Annotated in this window: 21 protein-coding genes and 1 tRNA gene; 7 read left to right on the plus strand and 15 right to left on the minus strand. The window is 58.1% G+C overall.

Annotation, left to right across the window (positions count from 1 at the left end):
* Window positions 1-11: 11 nt before the first annotated feature.
* On the plus strand, window positions 12-842 hold the full coding sequence (locus RAE09_RS00385; protein WP_250413096.1) for a RecB family exonuclease: 831 nt from the start codon (window positions 12-14) through the stop codon (window positions 840-842).
* 12 nt (window positions 843-854) lie between these two features.
* On the opposite strand, the gene RAE09_RS00390 is transcribed toward RAE09_RS00385, so the two are convergent.
* From RAE09_RS00390 to RAE09_RS00430, 9 genes are all read right to left on the minus strand, one after another.
* Window positions 855-2522 carry a formate--tetrahydrofolate ligase gene (locus RAE09_RS00390; RefSeq protein WP_250413095.1) on the minus strand — a complete coding sequence of 556 codons (1668 nt, stop codon included), beginning with the start codon at window positions 2520-2522 and terminating at the stop codon, window positions 855-857.
* Window positions 2523-2660: 138 nt separating this feature from the next.
* Window positions 2661-3968, minus strand: a complete 1308-nt coding sequence (locus RAE09_RS00395) for an anaerobic C4-dicarboxylate transporter (protein ID WP_179386511.1) — start codon at window positions 3966-3968, stop codon at window positions 2661-2663.
* Between the two features lie 353 nt (window positions 3969-4321).
* Window positions 4322-5881: an aspartate ammonia-lyase gene (aspA, locus tag RAE09_RS00400; RefSeq protein WP_005329649.1), complete on the minus strand. Its 1560-nt coding sequence runs from the start codon at window positions 5879-5881 to the stop codon at window positions 4322-4324.
* Window positions 5882-5991: 110 nt separating this feature from the next.
* A complete protein-coding gene (gene hisG / locus RAE09_RS00405) occupies window positions 5992-6837 on the minus strand; it encodes an ATP phosphoribosyltransferase (RefSeq protein WP_005324791.1) in 846 nt (281 codons plus the stop codon).
* 29 nt (window positions 6838-6866) lie between these two features.
* Window positions 6867-7130, minus strand: a complete 264-nt coding sequence (locus tag RAE09_RS00410) for a phosphoribosyl-ATP diphosphatase (RefSeq protein ID WP_005324793.1) — start codon at window positions 7128-7130, stop codon at window positions 6867-6869.
* Between the two features lie 52 nt (window positions 7131-7182).
* Window positions 7183-7905, minus strand: coding sequence for an HAD family hydrolase (locus RAE09_RS00415; RefSeq protein ID WP_040425241.1), 723 nt, complete (start codon window positions 7903-7905; stop codon window positions 7183-7185).
* A 124-nt stretch (window positions 7906-8029) separates the two neighbouring features.
* A complete protein-coding gene (locus RAE09_RS00420) occupies window positions 8030-8413 on the minus strand; it encodes a hypothetical protein (protein ID WP_005324796.1) in 384 nt (127 codons plus the stop codon).
* 24 nt (window positions 8414-8437) lie between these two features.
* Window positions 8438-9676, minus strand: a complete 1239-nt coding sequence (gene mshC / locus RAE09_RS00425) for a cysteine--1-D-myo-inosityl 2-amino-2-deoxy-alpha-D-glucopyranoside ligase (protein ID WP_316980685.1) — start codon at window positions 9674-9676, stop codon at window positions 8438-8440.
* A 25-nt stretch (window positions 9677-9701) separates the two neighbouring features.
* On the minus strand, window positions 9702-10556 hold the full coding sequence (locus RAE09_RS00430; protein WP_005329655.1) for an undecaprenyl-diphosphate phosphatase: 855 nt from the start codon (window positions 10554-10556) through the stop codon (window positions 9702-9704).
* Window positions 10557-10622: 66 nt separating this feature from the next.
* On the opposite strand from RAE09_RS00430, the gene RAE09_RS00435 reads away from it, so the two are divergent.
* The gene (locus RAE09_RS00435; protein ID WP_005324803.1) at window positions 10623-11669 is read left to right on the plus strand and encodes a YncE family protein; all 1047 of its coding nucleotides are present in this window, start codon (window positions 10623-10625) and stop codon (window positions 11667-11669) included.
* A 4-nt stretch (window positions 11670-11673) separates the two neighbouring features.
* On the plus strand, window positions 11674-12789 hold the full coding sequence (locus RAE09_RS00440; protein WP_316980686.1) for a quinone-dependent dihydroorotate dehydrogenase: 1116 nt from the start codon (window positions 11674-11676) through the stop codon (window positions 12787-12789).
* A gap of 91 nt (window positions 12790-12880) precedes the next feature.
* Here RAE09_RS00440 and RAE09_RS00445 read toward each other — a convergent pair whose 3' ends face one another.
* Window positions 12881-13273, minus strand: coding sequence for a hypothetical protein (locus RAE09_RS00445; RefSeq protein WP_316980687.1), 393 nt, complete (start codon window positions 13271-13273; stop codon window positions 12881-12883).
* Entirely contained in the window at window positions 13273-13812 is a 540-nt protein-coding gene (locus RAE09_RS00450; protein WP_005324806.1) for a YbhB/YbcL family Raf kinase inhibitor-like protein, read from the minus strand. Before RAE09_RS00450 ends, RAE09_RS00445 begins: the two co-directional genes overlap by 1 nt.
* A 227-nt stretch (window positions 13813-14039) precedes the next feature.
* Between RAE09_RS00450 and RAE09_RS00455 the strand changes: the two genes are divergently transcribed.
* From RAE09_RS00455 to RAE09_RS00465, 3 genes are all read left to right on the plus strand, one after another.
* A tRNA-Leu gene (locus RAE09_RS00455) sits at window positions 14040-14125 on the plus strand.
* Between the two features lie 78 nt (window positions 14126-14203).
* Window positions 14204-14920: a TVP38/TMEM64 family protein gene (locus RAE09_RS00460; RefSeq protein ID WP_302257716.1), complete on the plus strand. Its 717-nt coding sequence runs from the start codon at window positions 14204-14206 to the stop codon at window positions 14918-14920.
* A 53-nt stretch (window positions 14921-14973) separates the two neighbouring features.
* The gene (locus RAE09_RS00465; protein WP_316980688.1) at window positions 14974-15552 is read left to right on the plus strand and encodes a MarR family transcriptional regulator; all 579 of its coding nucleotides are present in this window, start codon (window positions 14974-14976) and stop codon (window positions 15550-15552) included.
* Here the strand turns inward: RAE09_RS00465 and RAE09_RS00470 are convergent.
* A complete protein-coding gene (locus tag RAE09_RS00470; protein WP_316980689.1) occupies window positions 15549-16388 on the minus strand; it encodes a DUF3097 domain-containing protein in 840 nt (279 codons plus the stop codon). The genes RAE09_RS00465 and RAE09_RS00470 overlap by 4 nt on opposite strands.
* A 33-nt stretch (window positions 16389-16421) precedes the next feature.
* Between RAE09_RS00470 and RAE09_RS00475 the strand changes: the two genes are divergently transcribed.
* Entirely contained in the window at window positions 16422-17195 is a 774-nt protein-coding gene (locus RAE09_RS00475) for a hypothetical protein (protein ID WP_316980690.1), read from the plus strand.
* Here the strand turns inward: RAE09_RS00475 and RAE09_RS00480 are convergent.
* From RAE09_RS00480 to RAE09_RS00490, 3 genes are all read right to left on the minus strand, one after another.
* Window positions 17192-18265, minus strand: a complete 1074-nt coding sequence (locus RAE09_RS00480) for a ferrochelatase (protein WP_316980691.1) — start codon at window positions 18263-18265, stop codon at window positions 17192-17194. The two genes, RAE09_RS00475 and RAE09_RS00480, sit on opposite strands and share 4 nt — an antisense overlap.
* Window positions 18266-18296: 31 nt before the next feature.
* Window positions 18297-19751, minus strand: a complete 1455-nt coding sequence (locus RAE09_RS00485; RefSeq protein ID WP_005328380.1) for an NlpC/P60 family protein — start codon at window positions 19749-19751, stop codon at window positions 18297-18299.
* A gap of 1718 nt (window positions 19752-21469) precedes the next feature.
* Window positions 21470-21934 carry an Rv1476 family membrane protein gene (locus RAE09_RS00490; protein WP_040425242.1) on the minus strand — a complete coding sequence of 155 codons (465 nt, stop codon included), beginning with the start codon at window positions 21932-21934 and terminating at the stop codon, window positions 21470-21472.
* Window positions 21935-22193: the final 259 nt, after the last annotated feature.

Raw genomic sequence — 22193 nt, forward strand, 5'->3', positions numbered from 1 at the left:
CTAGATACACCATGGCTACTTCATCTACACCCCGCCCACTCGCCCTGTCGCCCTCGCGCGCCTCCGACTATAAGCAGTGCCCGCTGCTCTATCGCTTCCGCGCCATTGACAAGTTGCCCGAGCCCAAGACCATCGCGCAGGTCAAAGGAACCCTCGTGCATGCCGTCCTGGAAGAGATGCACAAACTGCCGCGCGAAGAGCGGACCTATCCCGCTGCGGTGAAGATGATTAAGCCCTCCTGGGCAGAGATGACCTCCAAGGATGATGAGCTGCTTGAGCTCGTGCCAGAAGAAGACACCTACGACTTCTTCGTCGCTGCCAGGCAACTGCTCAAAGGCTATTTCCAGATGGAAAATCCACAAGGCTTTGATTGCCAAGAAACCGAGATGTACGTCAACACGGTCCTGCCCAATGGCGTCCCCGTCCGCGGCTTCATCGACCGCGTGGACCGCGCACCAACCGGCGAGGTCCGGGTCGTGGACTATAAAACAGGCAAGAAGCCCCTGCCCCGCTATTCCCACGATGCACAGTTCCAGATGCGCTTTTATGCGCTGGTCTACTGGCGCATTCTAGGCACCATTCCCCACCAGTTGCGCCTGATGTATCTCAAGGTGTTGGACTCGATGTTTCTTATGCCTAACCGAGAGGAGCTCGAATACTTCGAGCGCGATCTCGGCGAGCTGTGGGCCAAAATTGAGGCCGATGGGCGCGCCGGGGACTTCCGCCCGAAGCCCTCTAAGCTTTGCGGCTGGTGCGCCCACCAGGATCTCTGTCCGGAGTTTGGCGGCACTCCACCGCAGTACCCGGGCTGGCCGGGTTCCGCGGCGGACGCAAAGGACTAGCGCCCCACCTGCCTAGAAAAGGCCCGAAATGGTGCCCTGCTTATCGACGTCGATATTATTGGCCGCCGGCTTCTTCGGCAGCCCCGGCATCGTCATGACGTTGCCCGTGAGCACGACGATAAATCCCGAACCGGTGCGCGGCAGCAATTCGCGCACGTGCAGCGTATGGCCTTCCGGCGCCCCTAGGGCGGAGGCATCGTCGCTGAAGGAGTACTGCGTCTTAGAGATCACCACGGGCAGCTTGTCCCAGCCATTGTCCTGGATGTACTTAAGATCCTTGAGCGCCTTTGCCCCGTATTCCACACGGTCTGCGCGATAGATCTCGCGCGCGATGGTCTCGATGGAGGCCTCGATTCCCTCTTGCGGATCATAGAGCTGCTTGGCGCCTCCCTGCAGGTTCTCCAGCAAGGTCTCTGCCAGCGTGGTAGCGCCCGCGCCACCCTCGGACCACACGTTGGCTTCCTCCAAGGCCACGCCGAAGTCTTCGGCCCACTGCCGCATGAACTCGCGTTCTGCCTCGGTATCGGACCAAAAGAGGTTGAGCGCTACTACCGGTTTGATCCCGAACTTGCGCAGGTTTTCTACGTGGCGCTCTAGGTTGACTATGCCCGCCTTGAGGGCATCCAGGTCTTCCTCGGTGAGCTTATCCTTGGCCACACCGCCGTTGTATTTCTGCGAGCGGATGGTGGCAACGACCACGGCACCGGCAACATCTAGGTCCCCAAAGCGCGCCTTGATGTCGACGAATTTCTCGCCACCTAGGTCCGAACCGAAGCCGGCCTCACTTAAGACGATATCGCCAAATTGGAGCGCGGTTTGGGTTGCCAGCAGGGAGTTGCAGCCGTGCGCAATATTGGCGAATGGCCCACCGTGCACCAAGGCCGGCACGCCGCCAAGGGTCTGTACCAGGTTGGGGTTGAGGGCATCACGCATAAGCGCCGTGAGCGCACCTTCCGCATTCAAGTCACGCGCAGTAACAGGGCGCTGATCATAGGTGAAGCCGATGGTGATATCGCCGAGGCGCTTCTTTAGGTCCTCGAGGTTCGTGGCCAAGCACAAGATGGCCATGATTTCGGAGGCCGCGGTAATGGTGAAACCGGTTTCTGCAGGCACACCGTGAGCTGGCCCGCCCAGGCCGGTCACCACGTTGCGCAGGGCACGGTCGTTGACGTCCATGCACCGCTGCCACGTCACGCGCCGCGGGTCGATGCCTAGGGCGTTGCCTTGGTGGATGTGGTTATCAATGATGGCGGCCAGGGTGTTGGTTGCAGAGGTAATGGCATGAAAATCGCCGGTGAAGTGAAGATTGATGTCTTCCATGGGGACAATCTGTGCATAGCCGCCGCCAGCCGCGCCGCCCTTAATACCCATGACTGGTCCTTGGGAGGGCTCACGCAAGGCAACGATGGCCTTCTTGCCCAGCTGATCCAGGGCGTCGGTAAGGCCGATGAGCACGGTGGACTTGCCCTCGCCGGCAGGTGTGGGCGATACGCCGGTGACAAGCACCAGCTTGCCCTGGTTTTCCTTTGAATAGTCCACCTTGGTGATATCTACCTTGGCTTTGGTGGTGCCGTAGGGAATCACGGCGTCGGCAGGAATGCCCGCCTTGGCCGCAATCTCCGCGATTGGCTGGAGGTGGTGGGCTTGGGCAATTTCAACATCGGATGGCTGAGTAGTCATGTTCTTAGCCTACCGAGCTCGCAAGTTAAATAACCCGCATTTTTCCAAGAAAGTGAAGTGAATCAATTTGCCCGTCCTTGCTGCGATCCAAGAAGGCGCCCTACAGGGCGCCTTGTGGGTGGACTCGGTGGCTTTCTTTTAAAGGATGACCAGGCCGAATGCGTAGCCCAAGAGGACAGAAACCACGATGCTGACCGTGCCTGGGATAAGGAATGGGTGGTTGAATACAGCCTTGCCGATTCGAGTCGAGCCGGTATCGTCCATCTCCACCGCTGCCAGCAGCGTTGGGTAGGTCGGCAGGATAAATAGTGCCGAGACGGCTGGGAAAGCAGCGACTGCGGTAAGGGGGCTTACGCCCAGAGCCAGGGCTGCTGGCATCAGGGCCTTGGTCGTAGCGGCCTGCGAGTACAGCAGCGCTGCGGCGAAGAACAAGACCACCGCGAGCAGCCACGGCGAGGACTCAATAACGCTGCCAGCCATGGACTGAATATCGTCCATGTAGTGGTTAATAAGGCTAGTACCCAACCAAGCAACGCCGAGCACACAAATACATGCGGACATACCGGACTTAAATACCGGGGTATTGAGAACATCCCCCGCCGGGATCTTCGTCATCATGACGATGATGGTGGCCGCGGTGAGCATAACCGTCATAATGGCCTCATTACGTGGCAGGGTTGGTTCGGCGATGAGCCCGACCTGCTCCGAGGTCAGCGTGGCCCATGCCATCACGATGACGATGGCTACCAGGAAAACCAGAACAGAGGCCTTGGCGCCCTTCTGCGGCTGGAAGTTTTCAGCGCCAAGTGGCTCCTTAACCAGGCCTTGCGCCTTGCGCTCCTGGTACACCGGGTCATCTTCCAGCTCCTTGCCAAACTTATTAGCAATCCACGCAGCTGGGAAAATAGAAAGGAACGTTGCCGGAATGACGACCGCCAGTACCTGCAAATAGCCCGCTCCGGCCGGCTCCAACAGGCTGGCTAGGAGAACCACTGCGGCAGAAATAGGCGAGGCACAAATTGCCATCTGGGAGGCAACTACCGCAATGGAAAGCGGGCGTGAGGGGCGAACCTTGCCTTCTTTAGCTACCTCAACAATGACCGGCAGCGTGGAAAACGCAGTGTGGCCGGTACCGGCCAGCACCGTCATCAACCACGTAACGATGGGCGCGTAGAACGTAATCCGCTTCGGGTTCTTGCGCAGAAACTTTTCTGCGATGTGCACCAGGTAGTCCATGCCACCAGCCCGCTGCATTGCGGCAATGGCGGCAATAACGGTCATGATGATACCGATGACGTCGAACGGGATGTCTTCCCTAGTAATGGGGACACCGGTGAGACCAAGGGCCAACACACCGAGGCCGCCGGCCATGCCGATACCAATTGAACCAATCCTCGCGCCCAAGAAAATGGCGGCGAGAACGATGACTATATGAACAATAACCATGGACATACTCCATACGCTCTGTATGCAAACTAAGGGCACGCATCTCCACACAGAGTGCATGCCGTCCTCAACATCTTCTATTTTGCACCTGTCACGTCGATTTATTCACTCGAATTGTCCGTTTGTGTTGATTCCCACATGTATTATGCGTCTCGCTATAAGATGGTCGGTATCCTTCTCCGCATTCGCCCAGCACAGGGACGTAAAAGGAAACTAGCTACCGCCAATTCCATGCAGTCAAAAGACCCCCACAGCCTTCGCCAGTTTTCCTTCTCATGAAGTGAAAGTGGCAAAGACCGCGGGGGCCTAAGATGCGGGGCGCTATGCCCTACTGCTTCTCAAAAGCCGCGACTTTAGTCCTCGTCGATGAAGAGCTGACCGCGGAACTCTGGGTGCATGAGGTTTTCAACGGACAGGACCTTGTTCAAGGTTGCTTCATCCAGCAGGCCCTTCTCCAGGACGAGTTCCTTGACGCCCTTGCCGGTCTCCAGGGACTCCTTGGCAATCAGGTCACCGTTGTGGTGGCCGATGAACGGGTTGAGGTAGGTGACGATACCGATGGAGTTTTCCACGTAGGCACGGCAGACATCCGGGTTGGCGGTGATTCCGGTGACGCACTTTTCCTGCAGGGCATCGACGGCGTTGCCCATGATGCGAATGGACTGGAACAGTGCCTCGCCGATGACCGGCTCCATGACGTTGAGCTGCAGCTGGCCAGCCTCAGCGGCCATGGTGACGACGTGGTCATTGCCGAAGATCTTGAAGCAGGTCTGGTTCACAACCTCCGGGATAACCGGGTTAACCTTACCCGGCATGATAGAGGAGCCGGCCTGACGTGCAGGCAGGTTAATCTCAGCCAGGCCAGCGCGTGGGCCGGAAGACAGCAGGCGCAGGTCATTACAGATCTTGGCGAGCTTCATCGCCGCGCGCTTGATGGTGGCGTGCAGCAGCACGTAAGCGCCACAGTCAGAGGTTGCCTCAATGAGATCGCGGGCGGTCTTCATCTCCAGGCCGGTGACCTCAGACAGAGCTGCGGTGACCTGGTGGCGGTAGCCGGCCGGGGTGTTCACGCCGGTGCCGATCGCGGTTGCGCCCAAGTTGATCTCGAGCAGGCGGCGCTGTGCATCGCGCAGCAATGCCTGCTCCTCGTTCAGGTTATTGGCAAAGCCCTTGAACTCATCGCCCAAGGTCATCGGAACCGCATCCTGGAGCTGAGTACGGCCCATCTTCAGGATGTCCTGGAACTCATTGCCCTTGACCTGGAATGCGGCACGCAGGCCATCCATGCGCTCAATGAGGTGATCAACTGCTGCGTGCAGACCCAAGCGGAAGCCGGTCGGGTAAGCATCGTTGGTGGACTGGGACATGTTCACATCATCATTCGGGTTGATGATGTCGTAGGAGCCCTTCTCCTCACCGAGGTACTCCAGCGCGAGGTTAGCAACAACCTCGTTGGTGTTCATGTTCAGCGAGGTACCAGCGCCACCCTGGAAAACGTCCAGCGGGAACTGATCCATGCAGCGGCCCTCTTCCAGGATCTGGTCGCAGGCCCAGATGATGGCTTCAGCCTTCTTCTTCGGCAGTACGTGCAGGCGGCGGTTTGCCATGGCGGCCGCCTTCTTGACCTGGACCATTCCGCGAATGAAGTGCGGGATGGTGTTGATGGTCACGTAAGAAATCTGGAAATTCTCCATGGCGCGTACGGTGTGCACACCGTAGTAAGCGTCAGCGGGAACTTCCAAAGAGCCAAGAAGGTCGGTCTCGGTGCGAGTCTTCTTGCTGGAGTTCTTAGGTGCCTTTTGTTCGGCCACCTTCTGCTGTGCGGCGTGAGTGGAAGTGTCAGCTTCCTTCTTCTTCACGTCCTTTGCTGCAGACTTGGTGTCCTTTTCTTCTTTCTTAGAGGACTTTGCCATGATGGCTCGGCTCCTTTGCCTGTCGAGACTTATATTCGAATGAGTAACCTCAAGCGCTAATGTTAGCCACGACTGAATCTATTTGGGCCGACCCAGAGAAATTGATCCCCCTAAAAGCGGGCGATGCGCAAATCGGAAGCCAAAATTGCCTCCGCTCCAAGTTGGGAAAGTCGGTCCATGACTTGGTTGGCTTGCTTCTTCGGAACCATCGCTCGCACTGCCACCCAGTTCTCACGCGCCAACGGCGACACCGTAGGACCGGTTAATCCTGGAGTAATACCAGTGGCTGCGTCGAGGTTGGATTGAGCAATGTTGTAGTCGATCATCAGATAGGTGCGAGCGTGCAGAATTCCCTGAATGCGGTCGAGCACTACCTGCTCTTCCTCGGTAACTTCTACCCCTGTGCGCTTAATGACTACAGCTTCGGACTCAATGATCGGCTCCCCGAACGGCGCTAAGCCTTGCTGACGCAAAGTAGTACCAGTTGACACGACATCAGCAATAACATCGGCAACGCCTAGCCGGATGGAGATCTCTACGGCGCCGTCCAATCGAATAACATCGGCCTCAATCCCATGTGCGGCAAGGTTGGCGCGGACGAGATTGGGGTACGACGTCGCGATCCGCCGCCCAACCAGTTGAGAGATATCCCACTCCTCCCCCTGCGGGGCTGCGTACCGGAACGTGGAGCCGCCGAAGCCTAAAGGCAGCACTTCATCAAAGCTCGCTTTAGAGTCAAGCGCCAAGTCTCGGCCAGTGATGCCTAGGTCTAAGACCCCGCGGGCAACATAGATGGCGATATCTTTCGGCCGCAGGAAAAAGAACTCGACCCCGTTATCGGAATCCACTACGTTGAGCGCCTTGGAATGCCCGCGGCCCTTGTAACCGGCCTCTGAAAGGATCTCCACGGCAGCTTCTGACAACGTGCCCTTATTCGGTACAGCAATCTTGATCATGCGGATCCTTCCATCCTGTGGGGAGTTACCTAGAGGTACTTATAAAGGTCTTCAGGGGTAAGTCCGCGCTTAAGCATCATGACCTGAGTCCAATAAAGCAGCTGGGACATCTCTTCCGCCAGCTCATCGTCGGACTGATATTCGGCGGCGATCCATACTTCCCCGGCTTCTTCGATGATCTTTTTACCGATGAAATGCTCGCCTTTATCCAGCGCGGCAACGGTGTCAGAACCAGCTGGACGCTGGTCGGCCTTCTCGGCTAACTCGGTAAAAAGAGTCTCAAAGTTCTTCACGCCTACCTATTGTTCCACAGGTAGTTAGAGAATGTAGGGGAACTCTGAATTTCTACTGCCCCGCCGAAATCTTAGCGAACCACTCATATACGTCGGTGGCCTTAGCCCCAGCGAGATGCCGCGAATCGCGGAGGCGAGAAATTTCGGTGATCTCTGGCGGTATCTCAACCTGGTTATCTTCTGGCAGCCCGATCACCGCACAGCCGGCATCAACTGCAGCGCGCATGCCGGTTGCGGAATCTTCGAAAACTAAGCACTCTGCGGGATCTGCTCCGATGCGGCGGGCGGCTTCGCGGTACATATCCGGTGCTGGTTTGCCGGCAGGAACCTCATCCCCGCAGATAGTATCGACGAAATACTGCCGCCCCAACGCAGTGATGGCAGCGTCAGCGACATTGCGCTCGGTATTGGTAGTGACCATCATGGGCACCCCATCCGCTTTCAGCTCCTGGAGCAAGGCGGGAATTCCCGGAAAGATCTCCAACTTGCGAGCAAAAAGGCCTTTGACATAGTCAAACATTCGGGCGCGGTAACGCTCGCTGTCACCAGGTTGCAGCGTCACCCCCGCATTATCCGCACAGATTGCCAAGGTGGTATCAAAGGTCGCGCCCACAGTAGCCAGGCGTTGGGTGGGAGTGAGCCGTTTGCCCAGCAGTTCTGAAAGATAAAACGTTGCCTCCGCCCAGAGGGGCTCCGAATTGGTGAGGGTGCCATCCATATCCCAGAAGATGGCGGCGGGCTTAGTCCGGCTGGAAGCGGCGGTGGAGTTCGACACGGGAATAAAGCTAGCTTTCTCTATCAGGAAAAAGTGGCACCGTCCACGTTGGAGGCACACGGCGGTGAGCGCTAGGCTGCGCGGATGGCGCAAACTAGCACTCACTAATGCGGAAGGAAAGGACCTAGAAGTCCAGTTCCGGAATCTGCGACAGGGCTTCGTCGTCTGCTCCGGTGGCCGCGCTGGCGTTATAGATAAGCTCAGAGAGCTCTTCCTTTTCCTCTGGCTCGAGAACGGCATCGTGCTGAGCGCGATTAAAATCTGCCAACTTACGAACGGTCTTGGACAAGACGGTGACCAACTGTGGTCCGTCTGGATCGTCCGGAAGAGCATCCAGCCCATCGAGCATCTGCTCAAGGTGGCCGCGCAGCTCTGGGAGGACGTTGGCGTCAAACGGTGCCTCCCAGAACTCCTTTTCCTCTTCCTTGAGGTAATCGCCGGTGGCGAAGGACTTCAGGTCACTAATGAACTCATCTACGGTGGGCTGGAAATCGGCGCGAATGCTCATGCTGTAGATACTGCCCTATCTTGCCTAAGCCTGCACGCCGAGGAGCGAATTTAGTGCGGTGCGAACCAAATCGGCCGCGCCGTCCTCGTCCGTGCCACGGTCGGCCTCTGCCCACTCATCCACGGCAGCGAGCGCGGCCGGGGTATCAAGGTCGTTCGCGATTGCGGCACGCAGCTTGGCGACGACCCCTTCGGCTCCTGCCATGCTTCCCGGCTGCGCCAGGGCCTCCCGCCATGCGGCGAGGCGGCGCTTAGCGGCGTCGAGCGCCTCGTCGGACCAGTCGCGCTCGTCGCGGTAATGGCCTGCGAAGACGCCCAAGCGGATAGCGGAGGGATCTTCACCCGCTCCTACGAGCTTGTGGACGAAGACGAGGTTGCCCAAGGACTTAGACATCTTGACCCCGTCGAGGCCGATCATGCCGGTATGCACGTAGAACTGTGCCATGCGCTCAACGTTGAGGGCGGCCTCGGCGTGGGCGGCGGAAAACTCGTGGTGCGGGAACTTCAGGTCGCTGCCGCCACCCTGGATATCAAAGGAAGAACCCAACCGGTTGGTGGCGATGGCGGAACATTCAATATGCCAACCCGGGCGACCAGGCCCAAAGGGCGACTCCCAGGCTGGTTCGCCCTCGCGGTGGGCACGCCAGATGAGTGCGTCGAGCGGATTCTTCTTCCCTGGGCGGTCGGGATCGCCGCCGCGCTCAGCAAAGAACGTGCGCATCTCTTCAGCAGAGTAATTGGACTCATAACCAAAGCGCTCGGTGGCCTCGATGGAGGCATAGATATCTGGGTGCTCGGGGTCGTCTACGACGTAGGCCGCTCCGGCATCAAGCAGCTTTTGCACCATCTCCACGATCTCATCGACGGCCTCCATCGCGCCGATGTAGTCCTGCGGCGGGAAAACGGAAAGCAGTTCCATATCGGAGCGGAAGAGGTCAATTTGAGAAGTGCCGAGCTCACGCCAATCTACACCGTCACGTTCGGCACGTTCGAAAAGCGGATCATCGACGTCGGTGATGTTTTGGACGTAGTGAACCTTCTTCCCGGCATCCAGGAACGCACGGTAGATGAGGTCAAAGGTCAGGTACGTGGCGGCATGGCCCAAGTGGGTGGAGTCATAGGGCGTGATGCCACACACGTACATGGTGGCGGTATCTCCTGCGACCTCTACGGGAGCGATGGTTTGGTTCGCGGAATCGTACAAGCGCAGCTGTGCCGCATCACCCGGCACAGGGCGGAAGGAAGGTATTGGCCAAGAATGCATAGCCACCATCCTAACGCGGTGTGCCTTAGAGCGGCTGCAGGACTCCCAATGCCAGGAGGATCATGACAAGTACGCCGACCGGGATGCGGTATGCGGCAAACCACGAGAAGGAGTGGTTGCCCACGAACTTTAGTAGCCACGCAATAGAGGCGTAGCCCAATACAAAGGCGATGCCAGTGCCGACCAGAAGCTGCAGGCCGGAGGCGGCTTGGCCGGATTCGGGAGAAAAGGCGTCGGGAAGCGAGAAAAGCCCCGAAGCCAGCACAGCCGGAATGGCCAGCAAGAAGCTAAAGCGTGTGGCTACCTCGCGGTCTAACCCCAGGAACAGACCACCAGAGATGGTGCCGCCGGAGCGGGAAACGCCCGGAATAAGCGCCAAGCATTGGCACAGGCCCATAATAATGGCGTCTTTCATGGTCAACTGGTCAAAACCGCGTTCCTTCTTGCCCACTTTTTCTGCGGCGATGAAGACGAAGGAGAAGAGGATGAGCATAGCGGCGGTGATCCACAGGTTGCGCAGGGCGCCGCGGATAGCGTCCTCGAATGCGAAGCCGATGATGCCGATGGGAATGGAACCCACGATGACCATCCACCCCATGCGCCAGTCCTGGCCACGAGAGGCTTTATCGGTCCAGCCACGGAACCAGCCGGAGAGAATCTGCCAAATCATTGGGGCGAAATAGACCAACACAGCCAGCTCCGTGCCCAGCTGGATAACTGCGGTGAAGGACGCGCCGGCGTCGTTGCCCCAAAAAAGCTCGGAAACAATGCGCAGGTGACCGGAGGAACTTACCGGAAGAAACTCGGTAAGCCCCTGCACGATGGACAAAACAATGACCTGCGCCCAAGAAACAGCGTCAGTTGCGGTATTAGAAATCACCCGCTTCACACTACAGCCGCGCTGGGCTTCGAGTTTTTACAACGCGCGCTGTTAGGATTAGTAGCCGTGAAATCTCAATCTGGCTCCGCACTTATCCTTTCCAGTTTGCTGGCGCTGAGCGCCACCGCGTTGGCTGCCTGCCAGCCCGACGTGGGCGTGGGCGCCGATCCAGAGACCGCGGTCAAGGGCAATGCCACCCCAGCGGCCTCCCCGGCTAAGGCGGATGCGGAAGGCACTGTGGTCGACCTTAAGGCAGACATCACTGACCTTGTCGCCTTTGATGACTCGCTGGCAGTGCGCACCAAGGACGAGCTTCTCATCGGTAGCCAAAAGGATTTTGAAGAGAAGAAGGCTACCTCGCTAGACATTTCTGCGGAGTGTGGTGACCTCAGTTCTTCGGAGTCGGGCTTCGTCCTCGCCTGCCCGGATAAGGTTCTCCTCATCGATCCTGCATCCCCGGATTCTCCCCAGGAGGTCCACATGGAGGAGGACTCCCCCGTTACCGCCGCCACCCAGCTATCCAGCGGCGAGATCTTTGCCACCTCGGCCGATTCCACCACGGTAGGCATCTATAAAGACGGAAAGCGCGACGGAGATATCGAGGTAGAGGCCGGCTCGGACCAGCTATTGGCCGTGCCCAATTCCTCAGGCGATGACGGAGTGGTGCGCATCCACCGAGAGGATTCCACCATCCAGAACGTGGACTGGACGAATGATCGCGCGGGCGGCCGACTGCGCGTTGGCCAGGGAGTCGGCAGCATCGCGGTGGGCGATAACGGCGTGGTCCTCGCCTCCGATACCGAGGGCGGCCGCTTGGCCGTCTACACCTCAGATGACGTCGTCCGCCTGCATCAATACGGCAACGTTGAGGGCACCCCATGGGGCGTAGCCTGGGATAATAAGCGCAATCTGGCGTGGGTGAGCGCCACCGATACCAATAAGGCTTATGCCTATGAAATTGGCAAAGGCGTACCAGAGCTGCGCGGAGATCTCTCCACCGTGCCGGATGCGCAGAATATTGCCCTGCTTGGCGACGGCACCTTTGTCGCCGCCTCCGCCACCGGCCACGGGCTGCAGTTCGTGGACGCCCCGCACCTGAAGAAGGAGTCTTAACACTATGACCAGCACTATTGACCAATTGCGCGCGCAGGCTTACCAGCTTGCCTTGCGGGGCATGTTTAAACTGAGCCCGGAGCGCATCCACGAGATTATCAACACTGCGCTCAGCGGACTCCAAGCCGCCGGGCCAGCCAACCGAGCCCTGGCAAAGATCCTGCCGGTCAACGATCCAGTGCTGCGCCAAGAGGTCTTCGGAGTAGAATTCCCCCGCCCGCTGGGACTTGCCGCCGGGTTTGATAAAAACGCCGCGGCTGCTGATACGTGGACTCCCATTGGCTTTGGTTATGCAGAGTTGGGCACCGTCACCGCCCAAGCACAGCCCGGCAATCCTGCTCCGCGACTCTTCCGCCTGAAGGCCGATAAGGCCATCTTGAACCGGATGGGCTTTAACAATAAAGGTGCGGCAGCCGCCGCGGAAAACCTGCGCAAGCGTCGCTACAGCGATGTCATTGGCATCAATATTGGCAAAACCAAAGTCACCCCTGCCGAGCATGCTGTAGAAGACTACCGCCGCTCCGCGTCGGTGTTGGGCGATTTGGCAGATTTCTTGGTGGTCAACGTTTCCTCGCCGAATACCCCGGGCCTGCGCGACCTTCAAGCAGTAGAATCGCTGCGCCCCATTCTCTCCGCCGTGCAGGAATGCACCGCGGTTCCGGTGCTGGTGAAAATTGCCCCAGACCTTTCCGATGCCGACGTTGACGCCGTAGCAGACCTAGCCCTCGAACTCGGGCTCGACGGAATCGTAGCGACAAATACCACCATTTCCCGCGAGGGGCTCAAGACTCCAGCCGCCGAGGTAAAGGAGATGGGTGCCGGTGGCGTATCCGGCCCTCCGGTAGCTGAGCGCTCCCTGGAGGTACTGCGCCGCCTTAATGAGCGAGTCGGCGACCAGCTCACTCTCATCTCCGTGGGCGGCATCTCCACGCCAGAACAGGCATGGGAGCGCATCACTTCCGGTGCTTCCCTCCTGCAGGGCTACACCGGTCTCATCTACGGCGGACCGGACTGGATCCGCAATATCCACCGCGGCATTGCCGCCCAAATCCGTGCCCACGGTTTGAGCAATATTTCCCAGGCGGTTGGCTCTGGTCTTCCTTGGAAGCCCTTGGATTAGTCCGGCCGAAGGCTTCTCAACACAAGGGTCCGCCTACCTCTCCTGCTGCACGCAGAGGAAGTAGGCGGACCCTTTGTCTTTGCGGTGCTGACTAGGTCTGCGCCATAACGCTGCGCCTGAGAACCAGTGCGCACAACACCGCGAAGCCGGCGTAGAACACGACCCAATACTGTGGTTGAGTGAATAGGATATCGCCGGGTACAAAGCGGCTGGCTGCAATGATCACAATGGCGATGACCAATGCGGCAACCTGCGCGCGACTTCCCGCCTGACTTTTGCTCATGGTGCTGAAGGCCCCGACGATGACAGCGGCGACAATAATCGCCACTTTGGAATACGTCCATTTGAAATCGGCGCCCCAGCCATCCGTGAAAACGGAGATCAACGCAAAGAGCACCAGCACGAATGCGACCACCATGAAGGCGCCGCCCACCCGCAGCGCCGTCGGCGGGCTAGGCTGCGATGAAGTAGAGCTACTCGCCATTACTTCGCCTCGTACCAGCCCCACAAAATGGCGCGGCCAAGGGCGTGGAAATGCAGGTTGAACCCAAGCACGGTCGGCGAAGCATCTGGGTCGATGTCGAGCTTTTCTACGTCAACTGCGTGGACGGCATAGAGGTAGCGGTGCGGGGCGTGTCCGGCAGGCGGGTTAGCGCCAAAGTAGGTGCGCTCGCCGGAATCGTTGCGCAAGCTGATGACGCCGTCAATGCCCAAGTCCTCTGCAGCACCGGCATTGGTAGGCAGCTCGCTTACCTCGACGGGAATATTGAACGCCGCCCAGTGCCAGAAACCAGACGCCGTTGGCGCATCTGGGTCGAAACAAGTTACGGCCAGGGACTTAGTGCCTTCCGGCAGTCCGGACCACGCAAGCTGCGGCGATACGCTCTCTGGGGCGCGGAGCTTTTCCTGCAGCTCGTCTCCTTCCACCACATCGGTAGACGAGAGAACGAAGGAAGGAACATCGCGCAGCGGTGCGTAAGGATCTGGACCGGGAAAGCGGGAATCATCTGCATAAGAAGTCATAGACCCCTTTGTACCCCACCTCACAAGCCGCTGTCGATGTGGTGTAACCGCCGCACCCTGCATATATTTTGCCGCACACGTGGAAAGCCCCCAACCAGACTTACAACCATGTATTTTCACACGCCGTAAACGGTAGCTTTTTCACTCCACACGCTGGCGATTTGTAAAGCAAGCCTCGAGCAGGATACAGTATCGGAGTGCCCAGCCGAGAGGCTGATAAACACCCTGCCCGGGTGGCGGAATGGCAGACGCGCTAGCTTGAGGTGCTAGTGTCCTATTAACGGACGTGGGGGTTCAAGTCCCCCCTCGGGCACAACGAACCGGCGGTTACCACCAAGGTAGCCGCCGGATTTTTCTATTCAGTACTCCCACAAGGACTACGATCTCCCCCATGACCACACTTTTGAGTTGGGCGCGCAGCTTCGGCCATTTCCTCATGTCGCTCGCCCGGTCCGCTTGGCGGTCAATCCTCCAGTGGTCGATACGGCGTTGGCTGGCGGTCTTCGCGGCCATCCTCACCGGCGTGGCCCTCCTTTATTTCTTTGATCTGCCGGACGTGGCTCAACTTCGCGAGGCCTCCACCCGCTATGGCGCCTGGTTCCCCCTCCTTTTCACCCTAGGTTATGTCATATTTACGCAGCTTCCCTTTCCCCGGACGTTGTGGACGGTAGCCGCAGGAATACTTTTCGGCCCCTGGAAAGGACTCGCGCTATCCCTGTGCGCCTTGACGGTGTCAGCGGCCCTGTCGCTCCTCATCGTCCGCACGCTCCTTGGAGACTGGATCCGTCCGCACCTGACCCACCCCGCAGTGTTTAAAATCAATGCCCACTTAGAGCGGCGCGGCTGGCTGGCCATCGCTTCGCTGCGAATGGTGGCCGGCGTCCCCTTTAGCCTCCTAAACTACGTTGCCGCCCTAACTCCGGTGAAGCTTAGCCACTTCACCGTGGCCACTCTCCTCGGTTCCATCCCGACTACTGCCCTCGGCGTCTTCTTCGGCGATGCCCTCACCGGCCACACGTCGCCCGGCATCATTGTCGCCATGGTAGCTTTTGCCGCCATCGGTATGGGCGGGCTGTATATGGATTCGCGCCTACCCACTCGCCCATAAGTCAAGTGCGAGCGGTAGACTATTTCGCAATTGGTTCCTTAAGGAGGATTTCTGTGCTTGCTGTCCACGCCCGCTACCGGGGCCGCTCCGTGCGTCGCGCAGATTTGGTCCAACGTTCTGCAACGGCTCTATCCACCCTCAACGGTGTGGGCAAGTTCCACGTGCTCGGCGTGGAAGATATTTGCGCCGTAGTTGATTCAGCAACTGCCGTGTGCGACGTGGTCATGGCCTTGCTTGCCGACGGCGACTGGGCTATCGGCATCGGCATTAGCCCCGGCAACCAGGAAGATGAGGAAGGCGCGCGCCAGGTAGCAACCGCCGCATTGCGGAAGTCCGCCCGCATGGGGCAGGTCTACGCCAAACTCAATAAGCGCGGGCGCGCCTCGGAGGCAAGTGATATTGCAGCCACCTTTGCCCTGCTTGGGTACGTTCTGCACAAGCGCACCATCGAAGGGCGCGAAGCAACCTCGCTCGTCCGCGCAGGACTCAACCAGAATGAGGCCGCCGAAGAGCTAGGAATTTCCAAGCAAGCCATGTCGCAACGCCTCCAAGCGGCCGGCTGGAGCGCGGAGATGGCGGGGTGGCAGTTGGCCGTCAACCTCATTGAACGCGCCAACCTTGCCCAGCCCTAGAGCAAGTCGGACTTGCTCAACTCAGATGTAGTAACGAAGTCCACGAGGCGCTCCACGGCGCCGATCAGGCTGGAGTCTAAGTCGCGGAAGGAATGCACGGCGTTATAGACATGACGCCACCCATCCTTCGGGTCGCTCCACCCTACGCGGCGGCAAATACCGGTTTTCCAATCCTCGCCGTAGGGCACATCTGGCCATTCGCGCAGGCCTACGCGCTGCGGCTTTACCGCCGCCCAGATATCGATGAAGGGGTGTCCAGTGACCAGGACATGCTCTCCCACGGTTTCCGTTAATCGGGTTTCCTTGGAGCCTTGAACCAAGTGATCGGCCAATACGCCGACCCTGCGGCCCGGCCCTGGCTGAAATTCTGCGAGGCGCGCCTCCAAGTTGTCCAAACCCTCGAGGTATTCGACGACCACGCCTTCCACACGCAGGTCGTGACCCCACACTTTCTCCACAATGGCGGCATCATGCACGCCCTCCACCCAAATGCGCGATGGCGCGGCAACCTTTGCCTCCACGTTTTCTACGCGGCGGGAGCCGGAGTTGGACTTACGGGGAGCCTGCTTTTCGACGTATCGGGTAAGCGTTACTGGCTTGCCCTCCACCAGGAACCCGCCTTTAACCAGGTTAAAGACGCGCTCTACGCCATGGCGATCCTCAAGGCGTACCACCTCACCGAAAACGGTTTTATCCACGCCCATCACAGCACCCACAAAGTCATCGCCGCGCACTTCCACTACCATTCCGGGCTCGGCTGGTACTTCCGGGTACTGGCGCGGCTTCGACCGCGAGTGGCCAGCAAAAATATCTCCGCCATAAGGATCAAAACTCATGGCCCGTTAGTCTATCTACTAGACTGGCTCGCCATGGATATGCGCGCCGAAGTATGGTCACCTTTACAAAACACCGCCGTCTGGCTTGGCTCGTGGCTGTGGGGACATGAAACCACCGATGACTTGCTGGACGCGCTTACGGAACTAGGCGGACGTCCAGAATGCTTGGACGAATCCCCCTTCGTCGATGTGTTAGCCATGCTGCGCGCGGAGACCTCCGAGCTTACCGCTCATCGCGGTGTACGTGCAGAACCTATCGTGCGCCTCGCACTGTCCGGGCCAGGCGAGCCACCCGCATTGCCGGCAGGATCGGAGTCCTATCGCGCGGCCGCACAAAGTTCTGCCGGGGCAATCATAGTTCGCACCAATGATCCCTTGCGTAACTTAGTCCTCGTCCCCCACATTCGCCACAGCCATACAGCGTGGCAAGTGGTCGTCGAAAAGCAGCAGCTCCCCGCGCCCGCCTGGCTAAGCCCCGGTGAAGCTGATGCCCTCCTCTCTCAGGCAACCAATGAGTCCGCCGATCTCATCGCCGCAACCGGGTATAGCACCGAGGCCTTGCCCAACCCACGCCTCACCGTGGGAACCCTGAGCGACTTCTATGACACGCCCGGCCTTCCCCACTCAACGCCAGCTCGAGCAGCCAAGCTCTTTGCCCGTGCCGACCGAGTAGCCGCGATCATCGAAACCGTCACTGACCGCATCAATGACCACAGCCTTGATCCACAATTGCTTCGCTTGTGGCGCCACATCCGCCAGGCCCGCATGACGGGCGTGTCTTATGCGCTTGGAGAATTTGCCCGTTAACGAGACCGAATATCGCAGCACCCCGCCGCGCACGGCTCACCATTGACTGTGCACCCTTGCACCGTGACACTCCCGCTGGTCTCCCACTCGCGGCCCTGCTCTAGTTCATCGATGAGATCAACGACCATCTCCGCAAACCGTGGAGTCGGACCCGCTGTCCGGGTTCGCAGGACCTTGACACCCATCTCTTCGGCCGCCTTCTGCAGCTCGGAATCGAGATCCCAGATAACCTCCATATGGTCTGAGATGAAGCCAATCGGGCATACCACGACCGTGTCGATACCCTCGTTGTGGTGGATATCAGTGGTGTGATCAACAATGTCTGGCTCGAGCCACGGAGTGCGTGGATTGCCCGAACGTGACTGCCATACAAGGTCATAGTCAGAAATACCGGCTTGTGCGGCCACCAACCGCGACGCCTCTGCTACCTGGCGGGAGTAAAGGTTCTTATCGCCTTCCGCACCGCCCACGTTATCGTGCGCGACGGGAACCGAATGGGCGGTAAACAGCAAGCGAGTGGATTCCTTCTTTTCTTCCGGAACCTGTCCCCAGACCTCCGTGACAGCGGCTGCCATTTCGGCCACGAACTTCGGATGATCGAAGAATTGACGAATCTTAGTAAATTCAATGTCCGGCAAACCCTGCTCCGCCAGATGCTCACGCATCCGCTGAATGTCCTCATCATATTGCCGGCATGCGGAGTACCCGCCCCATGCAGAGGTAGCGAAGACAGCTACCTTGCGCACCCCGTCCTGAGACATCTTCTCCGCAGTCTCACTGGCAAAGGGATGCCAATTTCGATTGCCAAAGTAGACCGGTAGATTATGTCCGCGTTTTTTCAGCTCTCCTTCGAGATGATCGATGATTTCACGGTTAAGTGCATTGAGCGGACTTACCCCTCCGAAGTGGTAATAATGCTCGCCCACCACTTCTAGCCGCTCGCGAGGGATGCCTCGACCTCGGGTAACATTCTCCAAAAAAGGAACGACCTCCTCGTTTCCTTCCGGGCCACCGAAAGAAAGAACGAGGAGGGCGTCGAAGTTTTGGGCATTCTGTTGTGCGTCAGTCATGCCCTAAACCATACCAACCAAAAGTTGGAGATTAGAGAAGGCGCACGACATCGGGAGTAGCGCCACCCCAGCGAACTGGAACTACTGAAACAGTCTGACCAGACTGTGGCGCTTCAATCATTTGGCCGTCGCCTAGGTAGATAGCTACGTGCTGGCTTCCACCAGCTCCGTAGAAGATAAGGTCACCGCGCTGTGCATTCGCACGAGGAACCTTCTTACCCTGCTGGTACTGCGCACCAGTGTAATGAGGAAGGTCCAGGCCGGCTGCCGCGTAGGCGTACTTGACTAGCCCCGAGCAATCGAAGCCAGACTGACCGAAGTCACCGAAGGAATCAGCCACGCCACCATCGCGAAGCCCACCAGTAGGACCATTATTATCGCCGCCACCCCACACATAAGGGACACCAACCTGGGACTCGGCGCGAGAAATCACGGCCTCGATCTGAGCGTCTCGGCCCGCATCTGCACCAGTGGTGGTTTCCTCGGACTCAGTTACCTCATCCACCTCGGGAGCGTCAACACTGGCGGCAGGTGCAGTGTTCGGACTGCCCAAACCAAGCAAGTCAGATGAACCTTGCATGAGGGTGCGCACATCGTCCTCATCAACGGCTGCGGCGATATCATTCGCAAGTCCGAGCGCATCGTTCACGGAGGATCCAGTGCCAAAATCGACGTTCTGGAACGTCGGCGTTGTACCCTTGTTGAGGGCGTTTCCGAAGTCCGCTTCTGGAGTAGTCTTCTCCTGCTCAGCAACGGATGGAGCCTCCGGATTATCGGCAACGTCCGCACTGCCAGGAGCCTCAAGCGAGCCCCGATCTACTACCTCATCTGTAAAGCCCTGAGACTTGTCCTCGGAAGTCAAGTCTTCAGAGTTGACCGTAAAGGCGTTAGTCGAAGCTGCAGAATCAAGATTATCAACTTGATTTGGCGAGGTTGGAAGAGAATCCTGCTGCGAGAGCTGTATCCCGCTTGCTGCCCCCTCTTGGGGCGCAGCCTGCTGCTGGCGGGCAAAAGTGGCCTCCGCAAACCTTTGGGTAGCGTTTAGTCGAGCTTCATTCTGGGCCAGCTCTCGACGCTCCTGCGCGACCCGACTCTCGGCTTCTCGCTTTTCCTCCCCCGCCTGGCGCAGCTCATCTTCCAAGCTGGCAACATACTCTTCATTAGTGCCCGGCTCGCCGTTCACTTGTTCCAATTGGGTTCGAATCTGAGCAATACGGTCTTCCGCTCCGGAAACATCCGCTTCCGCGCGACCTAGCTCTGCCCGGGACTCCTCTACAGCGGCCTGCAGTGAATCTGCATTGGCAACCGCACGGTCAATTGCTACGTGGTCTGAGTTTTGATCCTGGACCGTACCCGGGTTTGGCGTTGATACTTCATCGGCGCCCGCTGGGGCTACGGTGGAAAGCGTTGAAATAGCTGCGGTACCTGCTACTGCAGCAATGAAAGCGCGAACATGTCGAATGCGCGGAAGGCGAATGGTGGCCACTGAAATACTCCTAGTTTGGGCCCACGCTGCTCGTTTAGTGAGAGTCCATGAAGACTCCGGACATAGGTATGCCCGGGATCCCCGCCTGTATATTTCGCACAAACACAGGCGTTATCGCATGCCTTATTGGGCGGCCTAGAGGTTCGCCTTGGGTAGATATCAATAGATACGCGAAGCTAACCCCCTGGTGCCCGCAGACACTAGAGCGGTAATTGTTGATAGACTGCCTACTTCGGCTGAGACTTCACTCCGGGTGTGCACATTCTGTGGACGCTCAGCAGACTTAGGGCTTTCATGTTGGAACTAGAGACAGTTGAGGACGATTGCTGCGCCGATACTGGACGACTCTAACCGCTACTGTTTCCCCACAACAGCGATATCCAGACAATTTGCACTCTGGCAAGAGAGCCTAAAGGTCTACTTGCGCGAGTCCGCCAAGCCGGACACAGATGGTCTACAACTATCCTCTGTTCAAACAAAGTCCCACGACTGTGAAATCCACTTCTATTCTTGCGCTGCGCGCGACATACGCTCCAGGGTGCGTTTTACAACCCGCGATTCCGTATGCCCCGATCACGTCTTCGTTGCACTGAGCACCGTGAGAACTGCTCTACGGGTTCTGGCAGACCTCGCCGCGGCGCCAACTGGAGTCCAAAAGGTCTAACCTTTTGAGCACTACCGAGCCGTCGAGGGCAAGCAGCCACAAACCATGAACAGGCCGCACGAAGCTGACCCTTGTGGAGTGATTCGGCGTTCCCGGACCCTATCCCTATGGACCTCTCCGTACGCACCTTCTGTAACAACAGGCTTTTAGCCTTAGCCATATAAAGGTTCGCACCAAAATTTCCACACGGTGGAGTTCTAATGAACCCGTCTCACCTCATAAACGGAAGGTGGGTTGATGTGTAATTTTTCGAACATTGTAATCGCTCAAGTTCTTTGCCTGCGTTCCCAATCGCTATCGAAAGGTCCCGGTTCATTGACTTCCAAGAACGGCCACTCGACGTTCTAACTTTCGCTCGAGGCGTGCTTCCCCACATACCCGTGCGAGTTCTCTCGTGACAGTCAAGGCTAAGCCCATGAACCCAGGAAGCAAGAAATGTCTCCTGAGTCGACAACCGAACCTTACGTCACGACACGCCCGTTTCGCACAATTTTCCCGCAATTCACGTGAGTCAAGTTAATTCACATGACTCAACATGTGCACCTAACCTGCAATGATTTTGTTACCATCCCGTTATTGTGACTTTAATCACTAGACAGCCGGAGCCCCATACGCCCTACTAGCCCCGAGTCTGACCATAACCAGGACAACTCAACCACTCCCCCACCGGATGTCAACCCCTAAGGGTTTACTTTGACCACTCCCCCGCCCCATCCACGATCCCCAATTAGGTATCCGGCTCACGTTAAGTCCAGGCCGAACTTCTGCCTCCCCAATCCGCAACCGACTCTCCCGGCATCCCGTGAGTGAACGAAAGTGTGTCATCCACATTCACCCGGAGCCCTTCAGTACACACCTTCGGGCCAGTTGCCCGAATTTCTCGGGGCATCAAAGGCCCGCAAAAGTTTCACCCTCTAACGTGATACTTTCTCGAACAAACTTAATTTTCAGGGACTATTTGTCGAATTCTGAAAAGCCAAGTTCCACGTTTCTCGCCCGGCTTTCATCACTAGCCCGTCTCGCACGCCCAGCTTCCGTAGGTTCTTTTCAACTATTAGAGCGTGCGACGGCCGGCCGCTAGGAAAGAGCCAACCAATACAATCACGGCGATTACGGCAACTGCCCCCACCACTGCGCCGACCGGGAAGCTGATTTGGTCTAGCCCCCTGTAGTACTCAGACAGAAGGTCTACTTGTTCAACCCCAGGCGGGATCTGTGCCTGCACCGACTCAATGTCGGCACGGCTATAAGTGTCACTAACGGAAGAAACATGGCGAGGGGTTTGTACGATGACGGTATTCAAGCCTGTCGCATCCTGGAGCTCTTGGGCAATGTCACGGACATCAGGTGCCCGATCAGCCACCACATCAACCACGGCCACTCCGTCACCGTCTCGCAAGCCTTGAGCTACCTCCGCGTTGAGCTGTGCATCTTGGCTGAGCGTTGGGGACGTGTAGGCCACGCCATCCTCTTCCAGCTGGCCTGCCAAATCAGCTACATCTACGCCCGCGGGAACCATGTGTATCTCTTCCTTATGTATAGGGCTCCTAAACTTCTTCTCCCCCAAGATACGGGCGGGCCACAGACGTCCTTCCCCTCAACTCGCCGAATTTCTCGAAAAGGTGAAAACAGAACGCTTGTACTGTTACAATGGCAGCGACCGAAGGTTTTAGCCTCTACAATATCTAGGTGAACCATCGCGTTCTTTGTCGCCTTCAACACAGCGGGCCCCATGGTCGCGTCGCGTCACACCAGTGACCAATGATGCCGAGCACTGC

It is taken from the genome of Corynebacterium tuberculostearicum, from assembly GCF_032821615.1.
GTDB lineage: Bacteria > Actinomycetota > Actinomycetes > Mycobacteriales > Mycobacteriaceae > Corynebacterium > Corynebacterium tuberculostearicum_H.